General features: G+C 38.8%; 17 protein-coding genes. 14 read left to right on the top strand and 3 right to left on the bottom strand.

All coding sequences use genetic code 11. The features are described from left to right. Positions 1 to 68: 68 nt before the first annotated feature. The 6 genes from ACO1D1_RS08155 to ACO1D1_RS08130 all read left to right on the top strand — a co-directional run bounded on the left by ACO1D1_RS08155 (position 69) and on the right by ACO1D1_RS08130 (position 7,882). Positions 69 to 2,024 carry an LTA synthase family protein gene (locus tag ACO1D1_RS08155; RefSeq protein ID WP_423335545.1) on the top strand — a complete coding sequence of 652 codons (1,956 nt, stop codon included), beginning with the start codon at positions 69 to 71 and terminating at the stop codon, positions 2,022 to 2,024. Between the two features lie 104 nt (positions 2,025 to 2,128). Beyond that, complete coding sequence (locus ACO1D1_RS08150; RefSeq protein ID WP_149869738.1) at positions 2,129 to 2,233, top strand: YjcZ family sporulation protein; 105 nt, start codon at positions 2,129 to 2,131, stop codon at positions 2,231 to 2,233. A 140-nt stretch (positions 2,234 to 2,373) separates the two neighbouring features. Beyond that, positions 2,374 to 4,407 (top strand): YhgE/Pip family protein, encoded by a 2,034-nt coding sequence (locus ACO1D1_RS08145; RefSeq protein WP_423335544.1) that lies wholly within the window; start codon positions 2,374 to 2,376, stop codon positions 4,405 to 4,407. 113 nt (positions 4,408 to 4,520) lie between these two features. Further along, a complete protein-coding gene (locus ACO1D1_RS08140; RefSeq protein WP_423335543.1) occupies positions 4,521 to 4,820 on the top strand; it encodes a hypothetical protein in 300 nt (99 codons plus the stop codon). Between the two features lie 132 nt (positions 4,821 to 4,952). Then, positions 4,953 to 6,827 carry a molecular chaperone HtpG gene (htpG, locus tag ACO1D1_RS08135; protein WP_423335542.1) on the top strand — a complete coding sequence of 625 codons (1,875 nt, stop codon included), beginning with the start codon at positions 4,953 to 4,955 and terminating at the stop codon, positions 6,825 to 6,827. Positions 6,828 to 6,997: 170 nt separating this feature from the next. Next, the gene (locus tag ACO1D1_RS08130) at positions 6,998 to 7,882 is read left to right on the top strand and encodes a YitT family protein (RefSeq protein ID WP_423335541.1); all 885 of its coding nucleotides are present in this window, start codon (positions 6,998 to 7,000) and stop codon (positions 7,880 to 7,882) included. Between the two features lie 49 nt (positions 7,883 to 7,931). Here ACO1D1_RS08130 and ACO1D1_RS08125 read toward each other — a convergent pair whose 3' ends face one another. Continuing rightward, positions 7,932 to 9,155 carry an MFS transporter gene (locus ACO1D1_RS08125; protein ID WP_423335540.1) on the bottom strand — a complete coding sequence of 408 codons (1,224 nt, stop codon included), beginning with the start codon at positions 9,153 to 9,155 and terminating at the stop codon, positions 7,932 to 7,934. A 196-nt stretch (positions 9,156 to 9,351) separates the two neighbouring features. Here ACO1D1_RS08125 and ACO1D1_RS08120 point away from each other — a divergent pair, with 196 nt between their 5' ends. Further along, positions 9,352 to 9,774: a MarR family winged helix-turn-helix transcriptional regulator gene (locus tag ACO1D1_RS08120; RefSeq protein ID WP_423335653.1), complete on the top strand. Its 423-nt coding sequence runs from the start codon at positions 9,352 to 9,354 to the stop codon at positions 9,772 to 9,774. Positions 9,775 to 9,832: 58 nt separating this feature from the next. On the opposite strand, the gene ACO1D1_RS08115 is transcribed toward ACO1D1_RS08120, so the two are convergent. Beyond that, positions 9,833 to 10,957: a polysaccharide deacetylase family protein gene (locus ACO1D1_RS08115; protein ID WP_423335539.1), complete on the bottom strand. Its 1,125-nt coding sequence runs from the start codon at positions 10,955 to 10,957 to the stop codon at positions 9,833 to 9,835. A gap of 381 nt (positions 10,958 to 11,338) precedes the next feature. Here ACO1D1_RS08115 and aspA point away from each other — a divergent pair, with 381 nt between their 5' ends. Then, positions 11,339 to 12,742 carry an aspartate ammonia-lyase gene (aspA, locus tag ACO1D1_RS08110; RefSeq protein ID WP_423335652.1) on the top strand — a complete coding sequence of 468 codons (1,404 nt, stop codon included), beginning with the start codon at positions 11,339 to 11,341 and terminating at the stop codon, positions 12,740 to 12,742. Positions 12,743 to 12,825: 83 nt separating this feature from the next. Here the strand turns inward: aspA and ACO1D1_RS08105 are convergent, their stop codons facing one another. Then, positions 12,826 to 14,535 carry a PucR family transcriptional regulator gene (locus tag ACO1D1_RS08105; RefSeq protein ID WP_423335538.1) on the bottom strand — a complete coding sequence of 570 codons (1,710 nt, stop codon included), beginning with the start codon at positions 14,533 to 14,535 and terminating at the stop codon, positions 12,826 to 12,828. 212 nt (positions 14,536 to 14,747) lie between these two features. Between ACO1D1_RS08105 and ACO1D1_RS08100 the strand changes: the two genes are divergently transcribed. The 6 genes from ACO1D1_RS08100 (at position 14,748) to ACO1D1_RS08075 (ending at position 22,478) form a co-directional block, all read left to right on the top strand. Further along, positions 14,748 to 15,632, top strand: a complete 885-nt coding sequence (locus ACO1D1_RS08100) for a DUF2877 domain-containing protein (RefSeq protein WP_423335537.1) — start codon at positions 14,748 to 14,750, stop codon at positions 15,630 to 15,632. After that, entirely contained in the window at positions 15,629 to 17,173 is a 1,545-nt protein-coding gene (fdrA, locus tag ACO1D1_RS08095) for an acyl-CoA synthetase FdrA (RefSeq protein WP_423335536.1), read from the top strand. Before ACO1D1_RS08100 ends, fdrA begins: the two co-directional genes overlap by 4 nt. Positions 17,174 to 17,175: 2 nt before the next feature. Then, positions 17,176 to 18,603: a DUF1116 domain-containing protein gene (locus ACO1D1_RS08090; protein ID WP_423335535.1), complete on the top strand. Its 1,428-nt coding sequence runs from the start codon at positions 17,176 to 17,178 to the stop codon at positions 18,601 to 18,603. A 117-nt stretch (positions 18,604 to 18,720) separates the two neighbouring features. Beyond that, positions 18,721 to 19,893 carry an ankyrin repeat domain-containing protein gene (locus ACO1D1_RS08085; RefSeq protein ID WP_423335534.1) on the top strand — a complete coding sequence of 391 codons (1,173 nt, stop codon included), beginning with the start codon at positions 18,721 to 18,723 and terminating at the stop codon, positions 19,891 to 19,893. A 21-nt stretch (positions 19,894 to 19,914) separates the two neighbouring features. Then, complete coding sequence (arcC, locus tag ACO1D1_RS08080; protein WP_423335533.1) at positions 19,915 to 20,871, top strand: carbamate kinase; 957 nt, start codon at positions 19,915 to 19,917, stop codon at positions 20,869 to 20,871. A 65-nt stretch (positions 20,872 to 20,936) separates the two neighbouring features. After that, positions 20,937 to 22,478: a xanthine permease gene (locus ACO1D1_RS08075; RefSeq protein ID WP_423335532.1), complete on the top strand. Its 1,542-nt coding sequence runs from the start codon at positions 20,937 to 20,939 to the stop codon at positions 22,476 to 22,478. Positions 22,479 to 22,505 lie beyond the last annotated feature (27 nt).

Genomic DNA, 22,505 nt, shown 5'->3' with positions numbered 1-22,505 from the left:
GGGTTCAATCACATATTTAAACGGGCTTTGTATTTTGTAATAATATTGTGCTAGAAGGTGGTGCGAAAATGAATAAATTACTCGAAAAGGGTCAAGGTATTTTCAATAAATATATTGGCTTTTTCTTGTTATCTGTAGCTTTACTATGGATCAAAACATACATTGTTCAATTAACTCAATTCGATTTAGGAATAGAAAATACAATCCAAAAGTTTCTATTATTTATAAATCCTTTAGGATCTGCGTTACTATTTTTAGGTGTATCATCCTTGTTTAAGGGTCGGAAAAAGTATGTATCGCTGATTGTGATAGATTTTCTATTATCTTTCTTATTGTATGCGAATATTATTTTTTACCGATTTTTTAATGACTTCATTACGCTGCCGACGTTAACTCAAACGCAAAACTTCGGTGATGTCAGTGGTAGTGTCGTGTCTCTCTTAAAGCCTTATGATTTTTTATTCTTCACGGATATTATTCTTTTAATTGTTCTGCTTGCGTTTCGCTTTGTGAAAATTGAAGTGAAGGATATGCACCGGGGGAAAGTGGCTGCATTATTTTCCCTATCATTGGCAATCTCTTGTGCCAATCTTTCTTTAGCTGAAGTGGATCGTCCTCAATTATTAACGAGAGGATTTGACCGGAACTATATTGTAAAATATTTAGGGATGTACAATTACACTATTTATGATGCAGTGAAAAGTACTCATGCCTCAGCACAAAGGGTAATGGCTGACAGTGACGATGTAACAGAAGTGATTAACTATACAAAATCAAATTACGCTGAGCCAAACCCAGCTTATTTCGGTGCTGGTAAAGGTATGAATGTTATCTATTTACATCTCGAATCGATGCAAAACTTCTTAATTAATTACAAGTTAAATGGGGAGGAAGTCACGCCGTTCTTAAATTCGTTAACAAAAGATCAAAACACCCTGTATTTTGATAATTTCTTTCATCAAACAGCACAGGGAAAAACGTCTGATGCTGAATTTATGCTGGAAAACTCATTGTTTGGACTGCCGCAAGGTTCAGCTTATACAACGAAAGGATTAAATACGTATCAAGCTGCTCCGGCTATATTAGGTCAACAGGGTTATACATCTGCGGTGTTCCACGGGAATTCAGGAAGCTTTTGGAATCGTAATGAGATATATAAATCGTTTGGTTTTAATAAGTTTTTTGATTCTAATTACTATCAAATTGATACCGCTGAGCAAGCTGAATATGGATTAATGGATAAGCCGTTCTTTGAGCAATCCATTCCACTTCTTGAGACCTTGCCTCAGCCATTTTATACAAAATTTATAACCGTATCGAATCATTATCCGTATCCAATTAATGAAGAAGATGCCACCATTGCACCGGCAACCACGGGTGATAAATCTGTCGATGGTTACTTCCAGACAGCCCGGTATGCAGATGAAGCACTGAAGCAGTTCTTCGACTACTTAAAGACATCGGGATTATACGACAATTCGATTATCGTTATGTACGGGGACCATTATGGTATTTCAGAAAATCATAATAAAGCAATGGAACAAGTTCTTGGGAAGAAAATTACCCCATTTGAAAGTGCCGGCCTGCAGCGCGTACCATTATTTATTCGCGTGCCAGGTATGCAAGGTGGCGTGAACCACGAATACGGTGGACAGGTTGACCTTTTGCCGACATTGCTTCACTTGTTGGGAACTGAGACAAAAGACTATATCCAATTTGGGACAGACCTGCTTTCTGATCAGCATGATGACCTTGTGGCTTTCCGAAATGGTGACTATGTGAGTCCGACGATTACTGCTGTTAATGGGAAGTACTATGATTCCACTACAGGGTTGAAATTATCTGAGGACAAGATGGAAGAGGCCAAGAATTATAAGGAAATTGTCCAAGAAAAATTAAGCTACTCAGATAAAGTGGTCAATGGAGATTTATTGCGTTTCTATACACCTGAAAACTTTATTCCTGTAGATCGATCAACATACAACTATAATCAAGACTCCGAAAAAATTTCAAATGGCAAATAATATACTTGAAAGACGGACAATGACCAGACACTGTCCGTTTTTTTTTAACACATAATCAAGTCAATTACATATGATAATTCAGAAATAGCTTGGAGGTGGATTTAATGAGTGGTGCAGTAGGTTTCGGAAATGGTTTTGCGTTAATTGTGGTTTTATTCATCCTGCTTATTATCATCGGAGCAAGTTTTGTCGGTGGCGGGTTTTATTAAAGGATAAAAGCATTATTGTTTAAATGAAGATGGATGGGGATTGCTGCGGCAATCCCTATTTACATTCCTTATTTTTGAATCTTTCCCTCCATTTGGTGTAATGATAATGGAAATAACTGTTTTGTTGAGGATGGGTAAATTTGGGAAAAATTTGGCGCATTTACAAAACCGATTGGAAAAATATATTTAGTGTTCCGACAGCAGCTTTATTGATAGGTGCGCTTATGGTGCTGCCTTCTGCCTATGCATGGGTAAATATCAAAGCAATGTGGGACCCGTACAGCAATACATCCGGGATAAAAGTGGCAGTAGCTAATGAAGATGATGGGGCAGAAGTTCAAGGGAAAACAATCAATGTGGGCAATGATACTGTAAAAAATCTTAAACAAAATCATAAACTTGGCTGGGTGTTTGTTAACAAAAGGAAAGCCTTAAGGGGAGTGGAGAAAGGTGATTACTATGCCTATCTGATCATTCCAAAGGATTTTTCGAAAAAACTAACAAGCATTTTAGAATTAAATCCAGAAAAACCCAAAATCCTGTTTGGTGTTAATGAAAAAATCAATGCTGTTGCCCCGAAAATCACAAGCTCTGGGGCATCCAGCATTACAGCTCAAATTAGTCAGGCCTTTGTGAAGACGGTAGGAGATGCCATTTTTTCAGGATTTTATAAAGCGGGGATTGAGTTAGAGAAAGCTCTGCCGTCGATTCATAATGTAGAACAGCAAATTTTTGAACTAGAAAAGGCTTTGCCACAGATTGAGGAAATGGGGAAAAAGGCAATCGAACTGGAAGGAAAACTGCCCGAAATACGGGAAAAGGGCCAAAAAGTAATCGAGCTCGAACAACGAATTCCGGAACTTCAGCTAGCGGGAAACAGTATTTTGAAGGTGGAAGCTAATTTACCTCAAATAAAAAAAGCTGGTGACAGGGTGCTGGCATTACAAGGGAAGATTTCAGATTTACAGCATGTTAATGCAATTATCACGGATGTAATCGCCAATATGACTGAAATCGAAACGAAAATAAAACAAGGAATAACCGCTGCTGGTGCTGCCCAAACGACCGAGACTGATACCGCAAATAATCAGGAGGAGTTAGCAAGGTTAAATGAGGAGCTTGTGGCAATTCATATTCAAGTAAATCAAACACGCCTTGCCCTTCAGCAAAAAGTCGGCGAAGGGGAAAAAATAATAAATACTGCAGCCGAGTTTTTCGCCAATGACCTGCCTGTCGTTGAACAAAAATTAAAAAAGGCAGCGGAATTTGTGCGCAACGATTTACCCTTACTAGAGGAGGATATTCGAAAAGCTGCAACTTTAGTTCAAACAAAGCTGCCGCAGCTTGAACAGGCGGTCCATAAAGCAGCTGATTTGGCTCGAATTGATCTGCCGGGATTTTCAGCAAAAATCAGAAGTACAGCGGATAAACTTCGCCGGTTCGAAAGCAGCGTGAACATTAACGATTTAATTCAATTGTTGAAGCACGATCCGCAGAAAGAAAGTAGTTTTTTATCAAGTCCCGTCCTTTTGGAAACGAAACGGATCTTCCCGATTCCCAATTATGGCTCAGCAATGACACCTTTTTATACAATGCTGGCGCTTTGGGTTGGAGCTACTTTTTTGATTGCATCCCTGCGCGTGGATGTAGAAAATCCTGATAATGCTTACAGGGGCTATCAGCTTTATTTCGGAAGACTTCTAACGTTTCTTACAATCGGTATCTTCCAAGCTGTCATTGTCGCAATAGGCGATTTGTTTCTCATTCATACGTACGCGGTGGACAAACTATGGTTTGTTTTATTCAGCATTTTTATCAGCATGGTGTTTGTGATTATCACCTTTACCTTATGTTCCGTGTTCGGTAATATTGGAAAAGGGTTAGCAATCATATTCTTGGTATTGCAAATCTCAAGCTCAGGCGCCACTTTTCCTGTTAGTACGACATCAGCTTTTTTCCAAACGATCTACCCATTTATGCCATTTACGTATGCGGTAAGTATGCTCCGGGAAACAGTTGGAGGAATGGTGACTGAGGTAGTATTAAAGGATGTGTTATCATTGCTCGGCTTTGCTGCCGCCAGCTTTCTCTTGGCTATTTTCTTGAAAAAGCCATTAAGCAAAAGAATCCAACAAACCGCCGAACGGGCAAAATCCACGAAAATCATTCAGTAAGTTGTATTATTTGTTCAGTAGAAAAGGACAAAATTTGTTCAAAAAGATGTATAAGATACTGCAGGAAACGCTTCCGTTTTTGTTGAATTATTATCATATTGGAGGCGATGACTGTGGGCACGAAAATGACGGCATTGACAAATCATGATATTCAGATTGGTGAAAAAAACTGTATTTTGTGTAATAAAGACTTTGAATATATTGCTACTATTTGCGGTAGGCCTAATGTAGAGGAATTGTTAAAAAGAGATCATCCAATGAGTATTGCGGATCAAGTAGTCGTCCTTAACAAGGTCTATGCCAATCATCATCACCTTAAAATCATTGACATTGAAATTACAGCCAGATGTCCGCATTGCCAATGCAGTAACCGTTTTACTAGTTATGTTACATTAGAAAATAATCAAAAATAATGAGCATCCGTTAGGGTGCTTTTTCAATTTTCTTGACTAGAACGGGATAGTATGATATTAAAATAATGGTTAGCACTCAAATGTATAGAGTGCTAAAATAGTGTTAGAATTCAAGCAAAAGGAGAGGTCTTAATGGAGACGAAACAGTTTAAAGCCGAATCAAAACGATTATTGGACATGATGATCAACTCCATCTATACACATCGGGAGATTTTTTTAAGAGAGCTGCTGTCAAATGCGAGTGATGCGATTGATAAAATTTATTACAAAGCATTAACGGATGATTCGTTGACCTTTGACAAGGACAGCTACTACATAAAGGTAACAGCTGATAAAGAAAATAGAATCTTGAAAATTGTTGATACGGGTATTGGAATGACCAAGGAAGAGCTTGAAACGAATCTTGGCACCATTGCCAAGAGCGGCTCATTAGCATTTAAAACTGAAAATGAGTTAAAAGACGGTCATGATATTATCGGCCAATTTGGTGTTGGATTTTACTCTGCCTTTATGGTTGCTGATGAAGTAACGGTTATCAGCAAGTCGTTAGACAGTGAGGAATCCTATAAGTGGGAATCAAAGGGTGCAGATGGTTATACCATTGTCCCATGTCAAAAGGATTCAATTGGAACGGAGATTACCTTAAAAATCAAAGAAAATACTGAAGATGAGAATTATGATGAATATTTGGAAGAATATCGCTTAAAGTCGATTATCAAGAAGTATTCTGACTTCATTCGCTACCCAATTAAAATGGATGTGACCGAGAGCAGACTTAAAGAAGGCACCGAAGATGAATACGAGGATGTCCAAGAAGAACAAACAATCAATACGATGATTCCGATTTGGCGGAAAAATAAAAAGGATCTGACTAAAGAGGATTATGAGCAATTTTATGCTGAAAAACATTACGGTTTCGACAAGCCGATTAAACATATCCATATCAGTGTAGATGGTGCGGTAAGATATAATGCCATTCTATATATCCCTGAAAAAATCCCGTTTGACTTTTACTCACCGGAATACGAAAAAGGGTTAGAGCTCTATTCAAATGGCGTCTTAATCATGAACAAATGTGCGGATTTACTGCCGGATTATTTCAGTTTTGTGAAGGGTATGGTGGATTCAGAAGACCTTTCATTAAATATCTCAAGGGAAATGCTGCAGCATGACCGCCAATTAAAGCTCATCGCAAAAAACATAAACAAAAAAATTAAGAGTGAATTACTTACAATATTAAAAAATGAACGCGAGAAGTATGAAGAGTTTTATAACTCCTTTGGCAGACAGCTCAAATATGGTGTTTATAGTGATTATGGAATGCATAAAGAGGAATTACAGGATTTATTGATGTTCTACTCATCAAAAAAGAAATTGGTAACCCTTGATGAATATGTGTCAAGAATGCCTGAAGAGCAAAAATATATTTATTATGCAACAGGTGAAACAAATGAAAGAATTGACAAGCTGCCACAAACAGAACTAGTAGCTGACAAAGGATATGAAATTTTATATTTCACTGATGAAATTGACGAATTCGCCATTCGTATGGTTATGGCCTACAAAGAAAAAGAGTTCAAATCGGTGTCAAGCGGCGATTTAGGCTTTGAAACGGATGAAAATCAAAATGAGGAAACAGAAGAGAAGGATCACAAAGAACTATTTGACTATATGAAAAACATCCTAGATGGCAAGGTAAAGGATGTAAGAGTATCGAAACGATTGAAAACCCACCCAGTATGTTTAACAACTGATGGAGCCGTATCGATTGAAATGGAAAAGATTCTAAATGCGATGCCTAACAGCCAAAATGTGAAAGCTGACAAAGTTTTAGAAATTAATGTCCACCACGGTGTATACGATTCCTTAAAAGCGGCCTTTGAGAACGATAAAGAAAAATTAACGCTCTATACGAACCTGTTATATAGCCAAGCATTGTTAATTGAAGGCTTGCCAATTGAGGATCCAGTAGAGTTTACCAATGATATTTGCAAAATAATGGTCTAAAAAAAAAAGGGGGTTGCAACTTAGGTTGCAATCCCATTTTTTATCATGAATGTGAACTCCAGTTCATCTTTAGGTCGAAAATATGATATAATACTATTAACGGATAAATAAAATTCTTTTCTTTTTAGGAAAATAATATAAAAGTAAATCTAACGATAAGGTGTGGTCCAATGACAGATTTAATAAAAGATAATGTTCAACATCGAAGGCTGCCCCTCAGCAGGGTTATTTTTCGCGTAATTGCTATCACCATTGGTGCAATTCTCATGGCAACAGGACTGGAGATCTTTTTAGTTCCAAACCACGTTATTGATGGGGGTATAACCGGAGTTTCGATCATGCTGTCACACATAACCGGCTGGAAATTAGGGGTTTTTCTATTCTTACTAAACTTGCCGTTTGTTTATATGGGGTATAAACAAATGGGAAAAACTTTTGCTTTTTCTACTGTATACGGAATTATCGTTTTATCCATCTTTACCTCCTTTTTTCATCCCGTTCCTGCTTTTACAGATGATATTCTCCTTGCCACCCTTTTTGGCGGAATGATTTTGGGTATTGGAGTAGGCTTAGTCATTCGTAATGGCGGTGCTTTAGACGGGACTGAGATACTGGCACTTGTCATTAATAAAAAAGTTCCTTTTTCAGTCGGACAGATCATCATGTTTATGAACCTCTTTATTCTAGGAGCAGCAGGCTTTGTCTTTAGCTGGGATCGTGCAATGTATTCACTGTTAGCTTATGTCATCGCATCTAAGGCCATTGATACGGTTGTAGCAGGCCTGGAAGAAACGAAATCTGTCTGGATTATTAGTGATGAAGCTGAACAAATTGGGGATGCAGTAAATGCTCGCTTAGGCCGGGGCGTAACCTATCTTAAAGGTCAAGGTGCTTATACAGGGGACAGTAAAAAAGTCATTTTTAGTATCATCTCCAGATTGGAAGAATCCAAATTAACCACAATCGTAGAGGATATTGATCCAACGGCATTCCTGGCGATAGCGGACATATCTGAAGTGCGGGGCGGCCGTTTTAAGAAACGTGATATTCATTAGCTGGGTGAGAAAAGGAAAAGGATCTGCAAGGCAGATCCTTTGAGTAGTATTAATGGCCAGATTCGATCTCATCTACATGCGATACATATTGTTTATTGATTAAGATAAATAGAACCGAGATCAGCACAAATCCGCCTCCGACGATGAAAGGGACGGAAGGGTTATAAATTTCTGCCAGTTTTCCAGCCATAAATGGGGCAATTGCACCCCCGATAAAGCGAAGGAAGCTGTAAGCAGCTGAAGCTGTTGAACGTTGAACAGGTGCTGCGTTCATGACAGCGGTTGTGATTAATGTATTGTTATTTCCGAGCAAGGCACCGGCGGCAATAACGGCGGCAATAATCACCCATTGCGTTGATGACCAAATACCCATGGCGAATAATAGCAAGGCGAACAGAATTAACATGGCACACATGGATTTAACCGTTCCAAACCACTGTTGCAGCTTCGGAGCCATGAAAACAGAGGTGATGGCCAACAATATGCCCCAGCCAAGGAATACAAATCCCAAGCCATGTTCATCCAATCCCATGACAAATGGTGCATACGCAAGCAGGGTGAAAAAGCCGATGTTGTATAAAGCGGCTGTGATGCCGAAAACAAGAAGAGAACGGTGTTTTAAGGCACGGAATGGATCTAATATAGATGTTTTCGGCTGCTCGGAATCTTGCTTCGGGGCTTTTGGCATCAGCCAGAATAGCCCGATAAAGGCAATAATCATTAGTGTGGCAACGCCAAGAAATGGGCCTCTCCAGGACATGGCACCTAACCAGCCTCCAAGAAGCGGACCGACTGATATGCCAAGTCCAATAGCCGCTTCATACAAAATAATGGCTTTTGCCGTGCCGCTATTGGATAGGGAGACGATTGCGGCTAATGCTGTTGCCACAAACAAAGCGTTCCCCAATCCCCAGCCGCCCCGGAGACTGACGAGTGTCCAAATGCCGTTGGATAATCCCCCAAGGGCAGAAAAAATGGCAATAATAACAATGCCGGCAAGAAGTGTCCATTTAATCCCAATCCTTGAGGAAATCATTCCCGTAATGAGCATGGCAACAGCCATCACCGCGTTATAGCTGGTGAAAAGCAAGGTAACTTCACTATGGGAGGCATGCAATTGTTCAGCGATAGCCGGTAGAATAGGGTCCACAAGGCCAATTCCCATAAAAGCAATGATACAGGCAAAAAATACGGCCCAGATAGCCTTTGGTTGAGTGAATAAACTTCCTTTTATCTCTGGTGTTGAAGGAATAATTGGTGGTATTGATGACATACGCATTTCCCCTTTTTTATTTTTTGTAAATAGTTGTATAATGAAACTATATATTTGTATTATACAACTATTTTCCACTGCGTCAATAGTGTTTTCTTGTCGTGGGGACTTTGAAGCGTTTCTCCATCCTTTGGCGATTGTGTTATCATAGTAAAAAAGAAGAAAAGTTTATCAGTGAGGTATTAATGAAATGCACATGCATGAACAGTCTTTGGAAATGATTGAACTTGAACTGGCAATCCTAATACGCCGGACTACATCCGTTTCAACTAATAAAAAAAAGTGGAATCTTGACAGATCTGCCTACTTATTGCTCCGCCGCATTGCTACAAAAGGGGCAGTCGGGGTTAAGGTGTTGGCTGGCGAGTTTCAGTTAGATATTTCTACTGTCAGCAGACAAGCAGCCGCATTAGAGCATAAGGGGTATTTGTATAAAATTCCTGATCCGTTAGATGGACGGGCCTATTCTTTTCAAATAACGGAGCTTGGAACAAAGGAATTGAACGATCATAAACAGGCGCGATTGGAAAGAATTGCAGAGCTAATAAATGATTGGCCGGAAGAGGAACGGAAGGTATTCGGCCAACTTTTAAAGAAGTTTAATCAAGCGTCCCTTTAAACATTGGCTAGCACCAGGTGATAATCAAGGATATAAAAAAGGAAGCTGTAAAAGCTTCCTATCTTTGTGCCGTTAAAGCGGCAAACTGTTTCAGTGTGGTAGAGTAAGAAATTCGGACGCGCGACATCTGCACCATTTCATCCGGCCGGTTTTTTTCTATAAATTGCCCAGGTCTTGTGGTCGTAGCAAATTGATAATATTTTTTCGTTTCTTCCACTACTTGTTGATTAAAATGACCAAATGGATAGGCTATGGCAATAACTGGTTTACCCGTTAATTGTTCAAGTTTTATCCTTGATGTCTTTAGCTCTTCTTCAAAGTTCTTAATTTCCGGAAGATCAGCATGTGACATCGTATGGGATTGGATCGAAAAAATCCCTGAATTAGCCATCTCTTTTATTTCATCTGCAGACAAATAATAGGGGCTGCTGTCAATATTTCCAGCAACGACATATTCTGTTGCTGCCGGCTGGAACCTTTCATCCTTTAATTCCTGAAGAATCCGAAAAGCATTCATGTTGTTTTTCATCCCATCATCAAAAGTAACAAGGATGGGCTTGTTTACTTTATTTATTTCGTCCCACCGCTCAAACGTAAGGAGTGTATAGCCGTTTTCCTTTAAATAGCGCATTTGTGCTTCAAAATTCGCAGGAGTTACGAACAAATCTTTCAAGCCCTCTCCCTTGTAATCATCGATGGCGTGATACATTAGAATAGGTACATACTGCTGAAATGTCATGGTGGATTTTGCAAGAAGCTCTTGTGCTTCCCCATCGAATACACCGTACACCTCTATCTGATATTCGCCCCGCTGTCCCGAAAATTCCTTCAAATCAAAGCCAATTAAAAAGTCAGTTTCTTCTTGTATGGACGAGAACGTTTTCATAGTATCCCGACCGTCTGCCGTCCGCCAAATTTGGTATTGAACCTCTGGCATATCCATTGCACGATCTTTTAATGATAATCGTACATTTGTGGAGGCAAACGTAATGGGAGAGAAAGAAATGGTTGCTTGAGGTTTAAACTCAGGTATTTCTTTTGTTGGTGGAGCTACCTTGCTATATCCTTTGGCACTCTCAGTATTTGTTGCCTCATGAGGATTTTTCTTTGCGCTTGCAACTTTTATGCTGCAACCGGAAAGCAGTAGAGTAGAGATCATTGCGAACAAAAGTAGGTTATGCATCTTTTTCATCCTTGTAAATTAGTAATCTCGCAGAATATCATATCATTTGCAATTGTTTATGAACAGACTCCATTGTGTCAGGAATCCTCAATTTTTGAAAAAATTAGTTATATATAGTTTGTGTAAAATGGAAAAAATTATCGTGGTAAAATTTTGGTTTCGTTTATAAATAATTCCATTTTTCTATTGAATGGCATACCTTGTTGTCCACCAACTGTTAACTCTCCCTGAGATTTTTTATATTTATAATGAAGTAATAGTGAAAAGGAGAGACAGAAACAGTTTTAACTGGTATTATCATTGTGTGAATCAAATCTTTATCCAAATAGATGCTTTTTACATAATAAAGACAGGAGACAGAAGATAGTGGACACGAAAAGAATGGAACAAGACTTTTTAGGTAAGAAGGAAATACCGGTAGAGGCGTATTATGGGATCCAAACCCTAAGAGCGGTTGAAAATTTCCCCATTACGGGTTATAAAATTAACGGTGAGTTAATTAAAGCGCTGGCAATGGTAAAAAAAGCTGCGGCCATTGCTAATATGAATACAACACGCCTATATAGCGGACTTGGAAATGTCATCAGTCAAGCAGCCGATGAGATCATTGAAGGTAAATGGCATGATCAATTCATTGTAGACCCGATCCAGGGGGGAGCTGGGACTTCAATGAACATGAATGCAAATGAAGTAATCGCTAACCGTGCTCTTGAATTGCTTGGACATGAAAAAGGTGCCTATCTCCATCTAAGCCCAAATAGTCATGTAAATATGTCACAATCGACAAATGATGTATTTCCAACTGCGATTCATATTGCCACACTAAGCCTTCTTGGAAAATTGCTTGAGACGATGAAAGATATGCACAAAGTTTTCAAGAGTAAAGCGAAACAGTTTGAAAACGTTATCAAAATGGGCCGTACCCATTTGCAAGATGCGGTTCCGATTCGTCTTGGCCAAGAATTTGAAGCATATTCTCGTGTACTTGAACGGGATATGAAGCGGATTTCAAATTCTAAGGACAATTTATATGAAGTTAATATGGGGGCAACTGCAGTAGGAACAGGGTTAAACGCAGACCCTAAGTACATTAAGGATGTCGTCAAACAACTTGCTGAAATTAGCGGGCTGCCACTGGTGAATGCCGAGCATCTTGTTGATGCAACGCAAAACACGGATGCCTATACAGAAGTATCTGCTGCATTAAAAGTGTGTATGATGAATATGTCTAAAATCGCTAATGACCTGCGAATGATGGCCTCTGGCCCGCGCGCAGGGCTTGCTGAGATTTCACTGCCGGCGCGCCAGCCGGGATCTTCTATCATGCCTGGAAAAGTGAACCCTGTGATGCCGGAACTGATCAATCAAATTGCCTTCCAGGTGATTGGAAACGATCATACCATCTGTCTTGCGTCTGAAGCAGGTCAGCTTGAATTGAATGTAATGGAACCGGTATTAGTCTTTAACCTGCTGCAATCGATCAGCATCATGAACAATGGGTTCCGTTCTTTCACCGATTTCTGTTTGGCAGGGATTGAAGCAAATGAAGCCAGACTTAAAGAATACGTCGAAAAGAGTGTCGGCATTATCACTGCCGTCAATCCGCACTTAGGCTATGAAGTAGCAGCAAGAATTGCCAGAGAAGCGACGATCAGCGGTAAATCGGTCCGTGAACTATGCCTCCAGCATGATGTTTTAACTGAAGAAGAATTAGATCTGATCTTAAATATCTATGAAATGACAGAGCCTGGGATTGCCGGCGCTGTCCTTCTAGATCGGGATTAAGATAGACAATACATTAATTAAATTCCGCTTTTTAACAAATGGTGCCTGACACCCTTATTATGTTAGGCACCTTCTTTATGTTTTTATCTGTGTTCTTTTAGTTTTTTGTTTAATAGTCGAAAGATTTTTAGAGCAAGTTGGATTTGCAGTAGTTCTTCTGAGTTTTTTAGGTCTGTGTTAAGGATTTCCTTGATTTTCTCGATACGGTAGATGAGCGTGTTTCTGTGTAAAAACATGGCTTTTGCCGTTTCGCTTATATTTATGTTATTTTGAAAATAGTTCTCTAATGTGATGATATAACTTGTCCCATGAAGTTGATCATGTTCATATATTTTTCCGAGACGTTTCATGAAAAAGTCCTCTAATTCCATGTCCTTAATGTTACTGTCCAAGAAATGATAGATAGAATGATCTTCGAAATGGGAGACTCCTCCACGGTCATTAAACTTTTGCATGAGTCTGATTGATTCATTTGCTTCTGAAAAACTCTTGTGAAGTGAATGGATTGTTTCATATTGTCTGCCGATTCCAATTAAATAAGATGTATTCTTTATTTGGTTAGTCAGAACATGATAAAGTTCATTTCCGTACTGTTTTGCTTCATTCAAGGTTATCGTAGGCTTATTTTCATTTTGACCAATTAAAATGATAATGTGATTGTTACGATAAAAGCATGTAATCTCTCCATTTGCTAAATTTGAATGTTCATAAACTAGATCCACACATTTTCTAGCTCTATTCTCTAACTGAACCTTCCTTGCCACTATATCCTCGTACCGTTCAAGGTCCGCTGTATCAAAATTTATTACCATACAAAAATACTTATATTGTGAATTTAAACCATGCAATTCGCTTAGTGATTGAATGGATTCACTAGAAGTTATTTTTCCTGTGAGCAAATCATCAAAGAAATCCTGTCTAATTTTTAATTTTACATCCTCAATCTCTTTTGCTTTTATCATCTCAAGTGCCATAATCGTGGAAGCCTGTTCAAGGATAATATAATCAAATTCCGATAGTTCTCGTACGGTTTGCCAAACAATTATATATCCGTATAGATAATTTGCAACGGCGACGGGTAAGATGCGGCACTTAATTTCCATGGCTTCCAAATGATAAATTCGTTTAATGGACTTCTTCATTTCATTAATATTATCCGGAATGGAATCAATGAACGCTTGGGTGAAAATCGGTCTATTTTTTATTAAATCAAAGCAGTAGGCAAGCGGCACTTTGTTATCCTTGTGCTCCGTGAAATGGAGCAATTTCCAATCCTTATCAACAAAAATGATTGGGTTATTGATGGTTTCGGATAATAAGGAAGAGATCCTTTCGATCCCGCCGCCTTCAAGCGTAATCCTAAAAAATAAATTATGCATGTCTAACGTTTTTCGGTTCAGTAAATCATATCTCCCAGATGCTTTCTCATTAATTATCGAAATAACTCTGGACAGGGTATATTCGAAGGGTAACTCAATTAGTGGTAAACCATACTTATTTGCCTGGTCAATCATATTTTGCGGGAGTTTATCAAAGTACCGCTTCATTTTGACAACGAGCCCAGCGCAATTAATTTCAGATAGCTCCTTAATAATCCTATTTTGCAGTTCTTCGTTATCTTTAAAAATATAGCCAGTTGATAAAAGCAATTCATTAGGAGAAAGCCAATCAAATGCACCAGGGTTTTCAATAATATTTACGATTGATATTTCATTATTGATCCCTTTTTCCCCGGCGATAATTTTTATTCCGTCAATCGCTTTTATTTCAAATAAATCTTTAACTGTAAGCAAAGTCTTCTCACTCCTCTGTCAAAATATTATCACAATCCATTGTATATGTTGCACAATTGAATTCAAATCTTTTTGGATTGATTAAACGATGACGATTTTATGCAATATATCTAAAATAATCATGTAAGGTCTTAAGTTTGTCAAATAAAGGAGGCTTATTCCAGTCAAATTAGATTAGACAAAAAACAGTCTAGGTCTATGAGGTGTTTTGCGTGAGAGAAACAATTTCTGGTGATGTTGAATTTATTCAGCGAATTACTCATTCCAGCTTCAGTGGTTTTGTGCATAGTACATTTAATCGGACACTTAATATTCAGTGTTTAGAGAATGATGAACTATATACAATTGCCAGTAGAAAAATAGACAATGGGCCCAATACTTTAATCATTGATGTGGAGTATATCAATTTAATGGGTATCGAAGTAAATGATAAGGTAACGGTTGAAAATCAAGCCTTGATTATTGAAAATAAACTCGCATTATCTATTAATAAAGCTGTTAAGTGGGAAAGTATGATCCCGACATACCCGAATAATATAGAAATCCTTACTCGTAATGTTAAACGGATGAAGGAATATATCGACAGTTATGGAAAGGCCGGAGGGATGAAAAGACCAATGGCAGCCCAAGGTCCTTTTGAAGCTGAAATGTCCAAGATGCTTGAAAAGCGAAAGAACTTACTTTTGAACGAATTAGAAAATAATCATATGTCATTAGCAATACCGCATGCGGTTTCGCTTATTGGTTTAGGACCGGGTTTGACTCCGTCTGGTGATGATTTTTTAACAGGGCTTTTTACCGTTTTTAATATGAAAAACAGCCCCTTCTATGCCCAGCGTTCATTTTGTGAAGATGTACTAAAGCATGCAAAGACCTTAACAAATGACATTAGCTACATGGCTTTGAAAAAAGCAGCAACTGGGAAAGTGAGAGAGTCTATCATTAATTTAATCGAGTCCTTAATCGCTGGGAACGAAGAAGACTTATTTCTCTCTTTAAATAAAGTACTATCCATCGGATCTTCATCCGGAACAGATATTTCCTTAGGTCTTGTCTGTGGGCTGGAGACCAAATTAAAAGCAGGAGGTAAATTATGACTGTACAAGCTTTGATTAAACCAAACACGTATTTTGATTCAGTGTCATTAATGTCACTGTCAACGAAAGCAAATCAAATTGATGGTGTTGACCAGGCCATTATTGCAATGGGTACTGAAATGAATAAAGAGGTAATGAAGAATGTCGGATTAATGACTCCGGAAGTGGAGGAAGCCAAAACAAGCGATCTTATTATTGTCGTAAAAGCGGCAACAGATGAGTTGTGCGAAAACGCTTTCGAAGGCATTAATGAGTTGTTTACGAAAAAGAGTACTTCTAAAGGTAAAAGTGAAGTTAAATATTCTACTATCTCGTCAGCGGCTCAAAGTAATCCAGATACAAATTTAGCTATTATTGCTGTGAATGGGGCTTATGCCGCAAGAGAGGCAAGGAAAGCACTTGAAAATGACTTAAATGTCATGATGTTCAGCGATAATGTCAGTATTGAAGATGAAATTGAATTAAAGCAAATAGCACATGAAAAAGGCTTATTGATGATGGGGCCTGACTGTGGTACAGCCATTATTGGTAATGTAGCACTCTGTTTTGCAAATGCAGTTAGAAAAGGAAATATCGGAATTGTCGCTGCTTCCGGAACTGGCAGCCAAGAAGTAAGCGTCCGCATTCACGAATTTGGCGGCGGGATTACACAGCTGATTGGAACTGGCGGAAGAGATTTAAAAGAAGAAGTAGGCGGCATCATGATGCTTGACGGCATCCAAGCACTTGAAGACGATGAAGCCACTAAAGTTATTGTCCTTGTTTCAAAGCCACCTGCACCAAGTGTCGAAGAGAAAGTGTTAGCCAAAATTAAAACATGTAAAAAGCCTGTAGTTGTTTGGTTTATTGGCGGTGATGAAGAAAAAATCACTGAGGCTGGCGGCCATTTTGCGAAAATGTCTAAAGAAGCAGCACTTAAAGCAGTCTTGTTAGCTGGTGCTGATGAAAGCAAACTCAACAAACGTGCGTTAAACATTCCGCTTATTGAAGAGGTTCGTACAAAATTAACGCCGGAACAGAAATATATTCGTGGATTATTCAGCGGCGGAACTCTTTGCGATGAAGCCATGCATGCAGCGATGGAGAAATTCGATAATGTCTACAGCAACATTCAAAGAAATCCAGAGTTTCGTTTGAAAGACAGATATTCAAGCCAAGAGCACACATTTATCGATTTCGGTGATGATGAATATACACAAGGCAAGCCGCATCCAATGATTGATCCTGCTACTCGTCTTGAAAGATTCATGCAAGAAGCAAAGGATCCATCTGTTGGTGTCATTGTAATGGACTTTGTATTAGGATATGGTGCACACGAAGACCCAGTCGGGGCATTTCTTCCGGCAATGATTGAAGCCAAACAACTGGCTGAAGATGAAGGTAGACATTTAGAAATTATCGGATATGTTCTAGGAACAGAATTAGATCCTCAAAATCTTGATGAGCAAATTAATAAGTTATTAGCCGCAGGCGTAACACATGCAAGCAGCAGCCAAAACGCTGGACTATTAGCTAGAGAATTTGTAGTGAAGGGAGAATAGCCATGAGTAGAATTAACGATCTTTTTAAAAGTAAGCCATATGTCATAAACGTAGGAATCGAGTCCTTTAAAGATGATTTAACACAACAAGGTTCTGAAGTCATTCATTTAGAATGGACACCGCCAGGAAGAGGTAACCCTGAATTAATTGCTGCGCTTGATAAACTAGAAGATCCTGCGATGTTGGAAAAAATCGAAGAAGCGAATAAGCTTGCAGTTGAAAGAATTATTAATTCACAGCCAGTGTTAATTGGGTACGATCAAGCTATAAATTGCGTACCTGGAATGACGAAAACAACAATCCTTCACGCGGGACCTCCTATTACTTGGGATAAAATGAATGGACCAATGAAGGGTGCTGTTACTGGTGCTATTGTCTTTGAAGGGCTAGCGAAGGATATCGAAGAGGCAGCTAAACTTGCGGCATCAGGAGAAATTACTTTTTCACCTTGTCATGAACACAACTGTGTTGGTTCCATGGCTGGTGTCACATCTGCCTCGATGTTTATGCACATTGTTGAAAATAAAACATACGGAAATATTGCGTACACTAACTTAAGTGAACAATTATCAAAAATCCTTCGGATGGGTGCGAACGATCAAAGTGTTATTGATCGATTAGTATGGATGCGCGATGTATTTGGTCCAATCTTAAGAGATGCGATGAAACTAAATCCAAAAGGGATCGATTTACGTTTAATGCTTGCACAAGCGCTTCACATGGGTGATGAATGCCACAACCGAAATGTTGCAGGAACAACCCTTTTAATTCAAGCATTAACTCCATACATTTTACAAACGGATTATACAATCGAACAGAAGAAAGAAGTCTTTGACTTTGTTGCCAGCAGTGATTATTTCTCTGGTCCTACTTGGATGGCTATGGCTAAATGTGCGCTTGATGCTGCACACGGAATTGAAAATAGTACAATCGTAACCACTATGGCACGTAATGGTGTAGAATTCGGAATCCGTGTTAGTGGGATGCCTGGGAATACTTGGTTTACTGGACCGGCTCAAAAGGTCATTGGCCCAATGTTTGCAGGTTACAAGCCGGAGGATTCTGGGCTTGATATCGGAGACAGTGCGATTACTGAAACATATGGTATTGGTGGGTTTGCGATGGCGACAGCTCCTGCAATCGTTGCATTAGTAGGCGGAACAGTAGAGGACGCTATCGGTTTTTCAACACAAATGAAAGAAATCACAACAACTGAAAATCCGAATGTGACGATTCCATTGCTTGATTTCATGGGTATTCCAACGGGGATCGATGTACGAAAAGTCATTCAAACAGGAATCATGCCTATTATTAATACGGCCATTGCCCATAAAGACGCTGGAATTGGAATGATTGGTGCGGGTATTACCCATCCGCCAGTTGAAGCATTTGAAAAAGCATTGTTAACTTTAACAGAAAATATTCATTAAAAAATACTAGTTTAGGGAAGAATAGAAAGCCCAATGTATCAATCAATGGTCTGCAATTCTTCCCTAAAAATTTTTTCAAAAGGCTAAAGATAGACATGAGAATAGGAGAGAATTTAGATGGAGAAGAATTCCTTAAACATGGATCTTATCTATGCAAGTGAACAAGGAGAAGTGGATGTTGCCCAACGGCTTTTACAAGAAGGCGCGAGCATTGACTTTAAAGATGAAAATGGCCGTACAGCCCTGATGGCGGCAACACAAAAAAATCAAATCTCAGCGGTTAAATTGTTACTAGAAGCAGGCAGTGACGTTAACACAAGGGACATTACTCAACTAACGCCCTTTATTTGTTCAGGAGCAAACGGCTTTCATGAAATTCTGAGTATGATGCTGAATTTTGGTGCGGATCTAAAAAGTGTGAATCGATTTGGCGGCACTGCATTGTTACCTTCTAGTGAGAAGGGATATCTTAAAACTGTTCAGGTATGTTTAGAAGCAGGAGTTCCTGTAAATCATGTGAACAATTTAGGGTGGTCTGCACTGCTTGAATCAGTTATTTTGGGCAATGGAGGCCGTTTATACTCAAATATCATCGAAATGCTTGTAGAAGCTGGTGCAGACGTAAATCTGCCGGATCGGGACGGAAAATCATCCTTGCAGCATGCTATAGAACTTAAACATGATAGGGTTGTGAAAATTCTCAACAGGGATTTCACAGAAGAAAACGAAGTCATTCGGTCAGTAAAAAAACTTTATGCGGAAAATAAGTATGAGGATGCAATTACGGTAATCAATCAAGCTATTGAAAATGATCCTAGTAATCTTGACCTCTACTTTTATAAGGGATATTGCTTACAAGAATTAAAGAAATATATAGAGGCACTTGATGAGTACAACAAGGCATTGGCATTCAATCCAAATGATTTGGATTTCTATTTCTACACAGCCAATTGTTTAAGATTGATGAACAAAGCTGAAGAAGCATTGGCTGAATATGATAAGGCTAGTGAGTTAAATCCTAATGAGACGTTTTATCGCTATCACAAATCCAATTATTTAAGAGAATTGGGCAGGCACGAGGAAGCAGTGAATGAAATGAATCAGCTGCTCTCACTACAGCCGCATCGATATGATTTTTCATTTCATAAGGCAAATAGTCTGAGGTCATTAGGTAAACATCAGGAGGCAATAGAGGCTATAGAGAATGCCATCGAACATGACCCTACGAATCCTTTGTATCATTTGCATAAGGAACAGTCGATAGAGTTACTTAATAAACATTTCAATTAGTGAAAAGACAGGAGAATAATTGTGGAAAAATTGGTTATCGTCGCTATCGGGGGAAATTCATTAGTAAGAGAAGATGGAAGTGGCTCTGTTCAGGAACAATATGAAGCTGTAACTGAAACAGCCGTTAATATTGCTGATATGGTTGCAGAAGGCTTCCAGGTTGTTGTTACACATGGAAATGGACCTCAAGTAGGTTTTGGTCTTAGAAGATCTGAAATAGCAAATGAAGTAGCAGGTATGCCAGTAGTACCTCTTGTAAATTGTGGTGCGGATACTCAAGGCGGGATTGGCTACCAAATTCAGCAGGCATTGATTAATGAATTTGCTAGAAGAGGAATTAACAAAAAAGTGGCAACTGTGATTACTCAAGTTGAAGTTAGCGGTGATGATCCTAACTTTAAAAATCCAACTAAGCCAGTAGGTTCATTTTTCTCTCTCGAGCAATCAGAAGAAATGAAGAAAGAACATCCAGATTGGATTTTTATCGAAGATTCAGGCCGTGGTTATCGAAGAGTAGTACCTTCTCCAAAACCAATTAATATTGTAGAAAAGGACGCCATAAAAACGTTGATTGAAGCAGGCTTTGTTGTTATTGCAGTTGGCGGCGGTGGAATTCCTGTCGTTAAGAATGCTGATAATACGTATGAAGGCATTGATGCTGTTATTGATAAAGATTTTGCAACTAGCCTATTAGCAGAACAAGTTCAAGCGGAAACGTTAATTATTACAACTGGTGTTTCAAGAGTGTGTATCAATTTTGGAAAACCTAATCAACAAGCCCTAGAAAAAATTACCGTTGAGGAATTAAAGCAGTTTACGGCTGAAGGTCATTTCCCTCCAGGCAGTATGCTTCCAAAAGTCGAAGCAAGTTTAAGCTTTTTAGAAAAGAATGGTTCTAGGGTAATAATTACCGATCCTGAAAGTTTAAAAGATGCAATCGTTGAAAAGGCAGGTACGCATATTGTCAATTTGAAATAATTGATAACGGCTACCTTTAGATTTTAGTTGTATTAATTATAATACATTTTTAAGGAGAATTTCACATGGGACATGTATCTTTTTGGAAAAAGGGAGACTTTGCTGCTTCTTTCGGTTTGTTCGTGAATGTTTTAACAGACTTTTTGGTTATGATTTCATTATTAATTGCTGTAGTTGGAATGCCAAAAGAGTTTATTTTTAATCGAATTGTACCTGGCTTTGGGTTTGCTGTACTTCTATCTGGCATTATGTTTGCTTATTTTGCCTATAAATTAGCAAAGAAAACAGGTAGAAAGGATATTACCGCACTACCATCAGGGTCTAGTTCACCTGGTATTTTTCTTATCGTCTTTGTGATTATGCTTCCTCTTTATCATCAAACAAAGGATGCTGCTTTCACAACAACAGTTGCTGTGATGTGGTGCTTCGTTGAGGCTGCTATTTTAATAATAGGTGCATTCCTCGGTGAAACGATCAGAAAGCTTGTCCCTAGAACTGTATTGCTAGCAGCCTTAGCAGGTTTGGCATTTGTATTCTTGGGTATGAACCCAATGCTGCAATCCTTTGAAATGCCAGTAGTGGCATTTGTTGCAATTATTATTATCTTTATGAACTGGTTAAGTAAACATCCAATTTTTAAGAAAATACCTACGGGTTTATTATTGATTGTAATTGGAACTGCAATTGCTTGGATCGCTGGGTATCAAAATCCTGCTGATGTTACTGAAGCTCTAAAATCATTTGGCTTTAATCCACCTATGTTACATTTAAATGGGTTTGCCGACAGTTTTAACGCTGCATTACCATATTTATTAACTGCTGTACCGCTAGGATTATCAAACTACATTTTTAATCTGGAAAACGTTGAAGCTGCTGCTGTTTGTGGAGATGAATATAAAACTAGAGACGTTATGCTTACAAACGGTATTTGTTCAGCAATTGGCGGCCTTTGTGGTAACCCATTCCCAGTAACCGTATATGTAGGTCATGCTGGTTGGAAAGAAGTTGGTGCAGGTTTAGGCTATTCTATTGCTAGCTCCGCTGCCATATTCCTATTATCGATTTTTAGTCTTATGGGTCTGTTGCTAGCTGTTGTCCCAATTGCCGCTATTGTTCCTATGCTCGTGTTTATTGCGATTGTAACAGGGCATCAGGTTGTTAAAGAAAGTCCGAAATTTGAAGCTCCGGCAATCTTTGTATGTTTCTTCCCATGGGTTGCTACTTGGGCACTTACTGCCGTTAATAATGCAATTTCAGCTACTGGTATGTCGGTAGGGAATGGTGCCGATCAGGTTTCTTCACATGCCCTGCACAATGCTGGACTTTTCTACGATGGCTTGGTTGCCCTAGGTAATGGTGCTCCTATTACAAGTGTTATTTGGGGTTGTATAGCAGTATTTACGATCCGAAACACGCCTATTGGAGGCATAATAGCTGCAGTACTTGGAGCTGTTTTAACGTTTGTTGGTGCGATTCATACTAGCACTCTCGGACTTGCACAAGAAATTGCTATGCCTTTCGTTTGGGGATATCTACTAATGGCAGCGTTTTTAGTATATAAACTTTATGTTAATAAGAAAGATAATATTGGTCCCGTTATAGAGTAAAAAATGAATGCAACTTAGATATTAGAA

Source organism: Neobacillus sp. 19, assembly GCF_049463095.1.
Classification (GTDB): domain Bacteria; phylum Bacillota; class Bacilli; order Bacillales; family Cytobacillaceae; genus Neobacillus.
This window is presented reverse-complemented; position numbering and strand designations above follow the sequence as displayed.

Excerpts from the sequence above, each read along its gene's own strand:
- ACO1D1_RS08155 (WP_423335545.1), top strand. The coding sequence starts at position 69 with ATGAATAAATTACTCGAAAAGGGTCAAGGTATTTTCAATAAATATATT.
- ACO1D1_RS08150 (WP_149869738.1), top strand. The coding sequence starts at position 2,129 with ATGAGTGGTGCAGTAGGTTTCGGAAATGGTTTTGCGTTAATTGTGGTT.
- fdrA (WP_423335536.1), top strand. The coding sequence starts at position 15,629 with ATGACTGTACAAGCTTTGATTAAACCAAACACGTATTTTGATTCAGTG.
- aspA (WP_423335652.1), top strand. The coding sequence starts at position 11,339 with ATGGAACAAGACTTTTTAGGTAAGAAGGAAATACCGGTAGAGGCGTAT.
- ACO1D1_RS08120 (WP_423335653.1), top strand. The coding sequence starts at position 9,352 with ATGCATGAACAGTCTTTGGAAATGATTGAACTTGAACTGGCAATCCTA.
- ACO1D1_RS08085 (WP_423335534.1), top strand. The coding sequence starts at position 18,721 with ATGGAGAAGAATTCCTTAAACATGGATCTTATCTATGCAAGTGAACAA.
- htpG (WP_423335542.1), top strand. The coding sequence starts at position 4,953 with ATGGAGACGAAACAGTTTAAAGCCGAATCAAAACGATTATTGGACATG.
- ACO1D1_RS08075 (WP_423335532.1), top strand. The coding sequence starts at position 20,937 with ATGGGACATGTATCTTTTTGGAAAAAGGGAGACTTTGCTGCTTCTTTC.
- ACO1D1_RS08115 (WP_423335539.1), bottom strand. The coding sequence starts at position 10,957 with ATGCATAACCTACTTTTGTTCGCAATGATCTCTACTCTACTGCTTTCC.
- ACO1D1_RS08090 (WP_423335535.1), top strand. The coding sequence starts at position 17,176 with ATGAGTAGAATTAACGATCTTTTTAAAAGTAAGCCATATGTCATAAAC.
- ACO1D1_RS08125 (WP_423335540.1), bottom strand. The coding sequence starts at position 9,155 with ATGTCATCAATACCACCAATTATTCCTTCAACACCAGAGATAAAAGGA.
- ACO1D1_RS08130 (WP_423335541.1), top strand. The coding sequence starts at position 6,998 with ATGACAGATTTAATAAAAGATAATGTTCAACATCGAAGGCTGCCCCTC.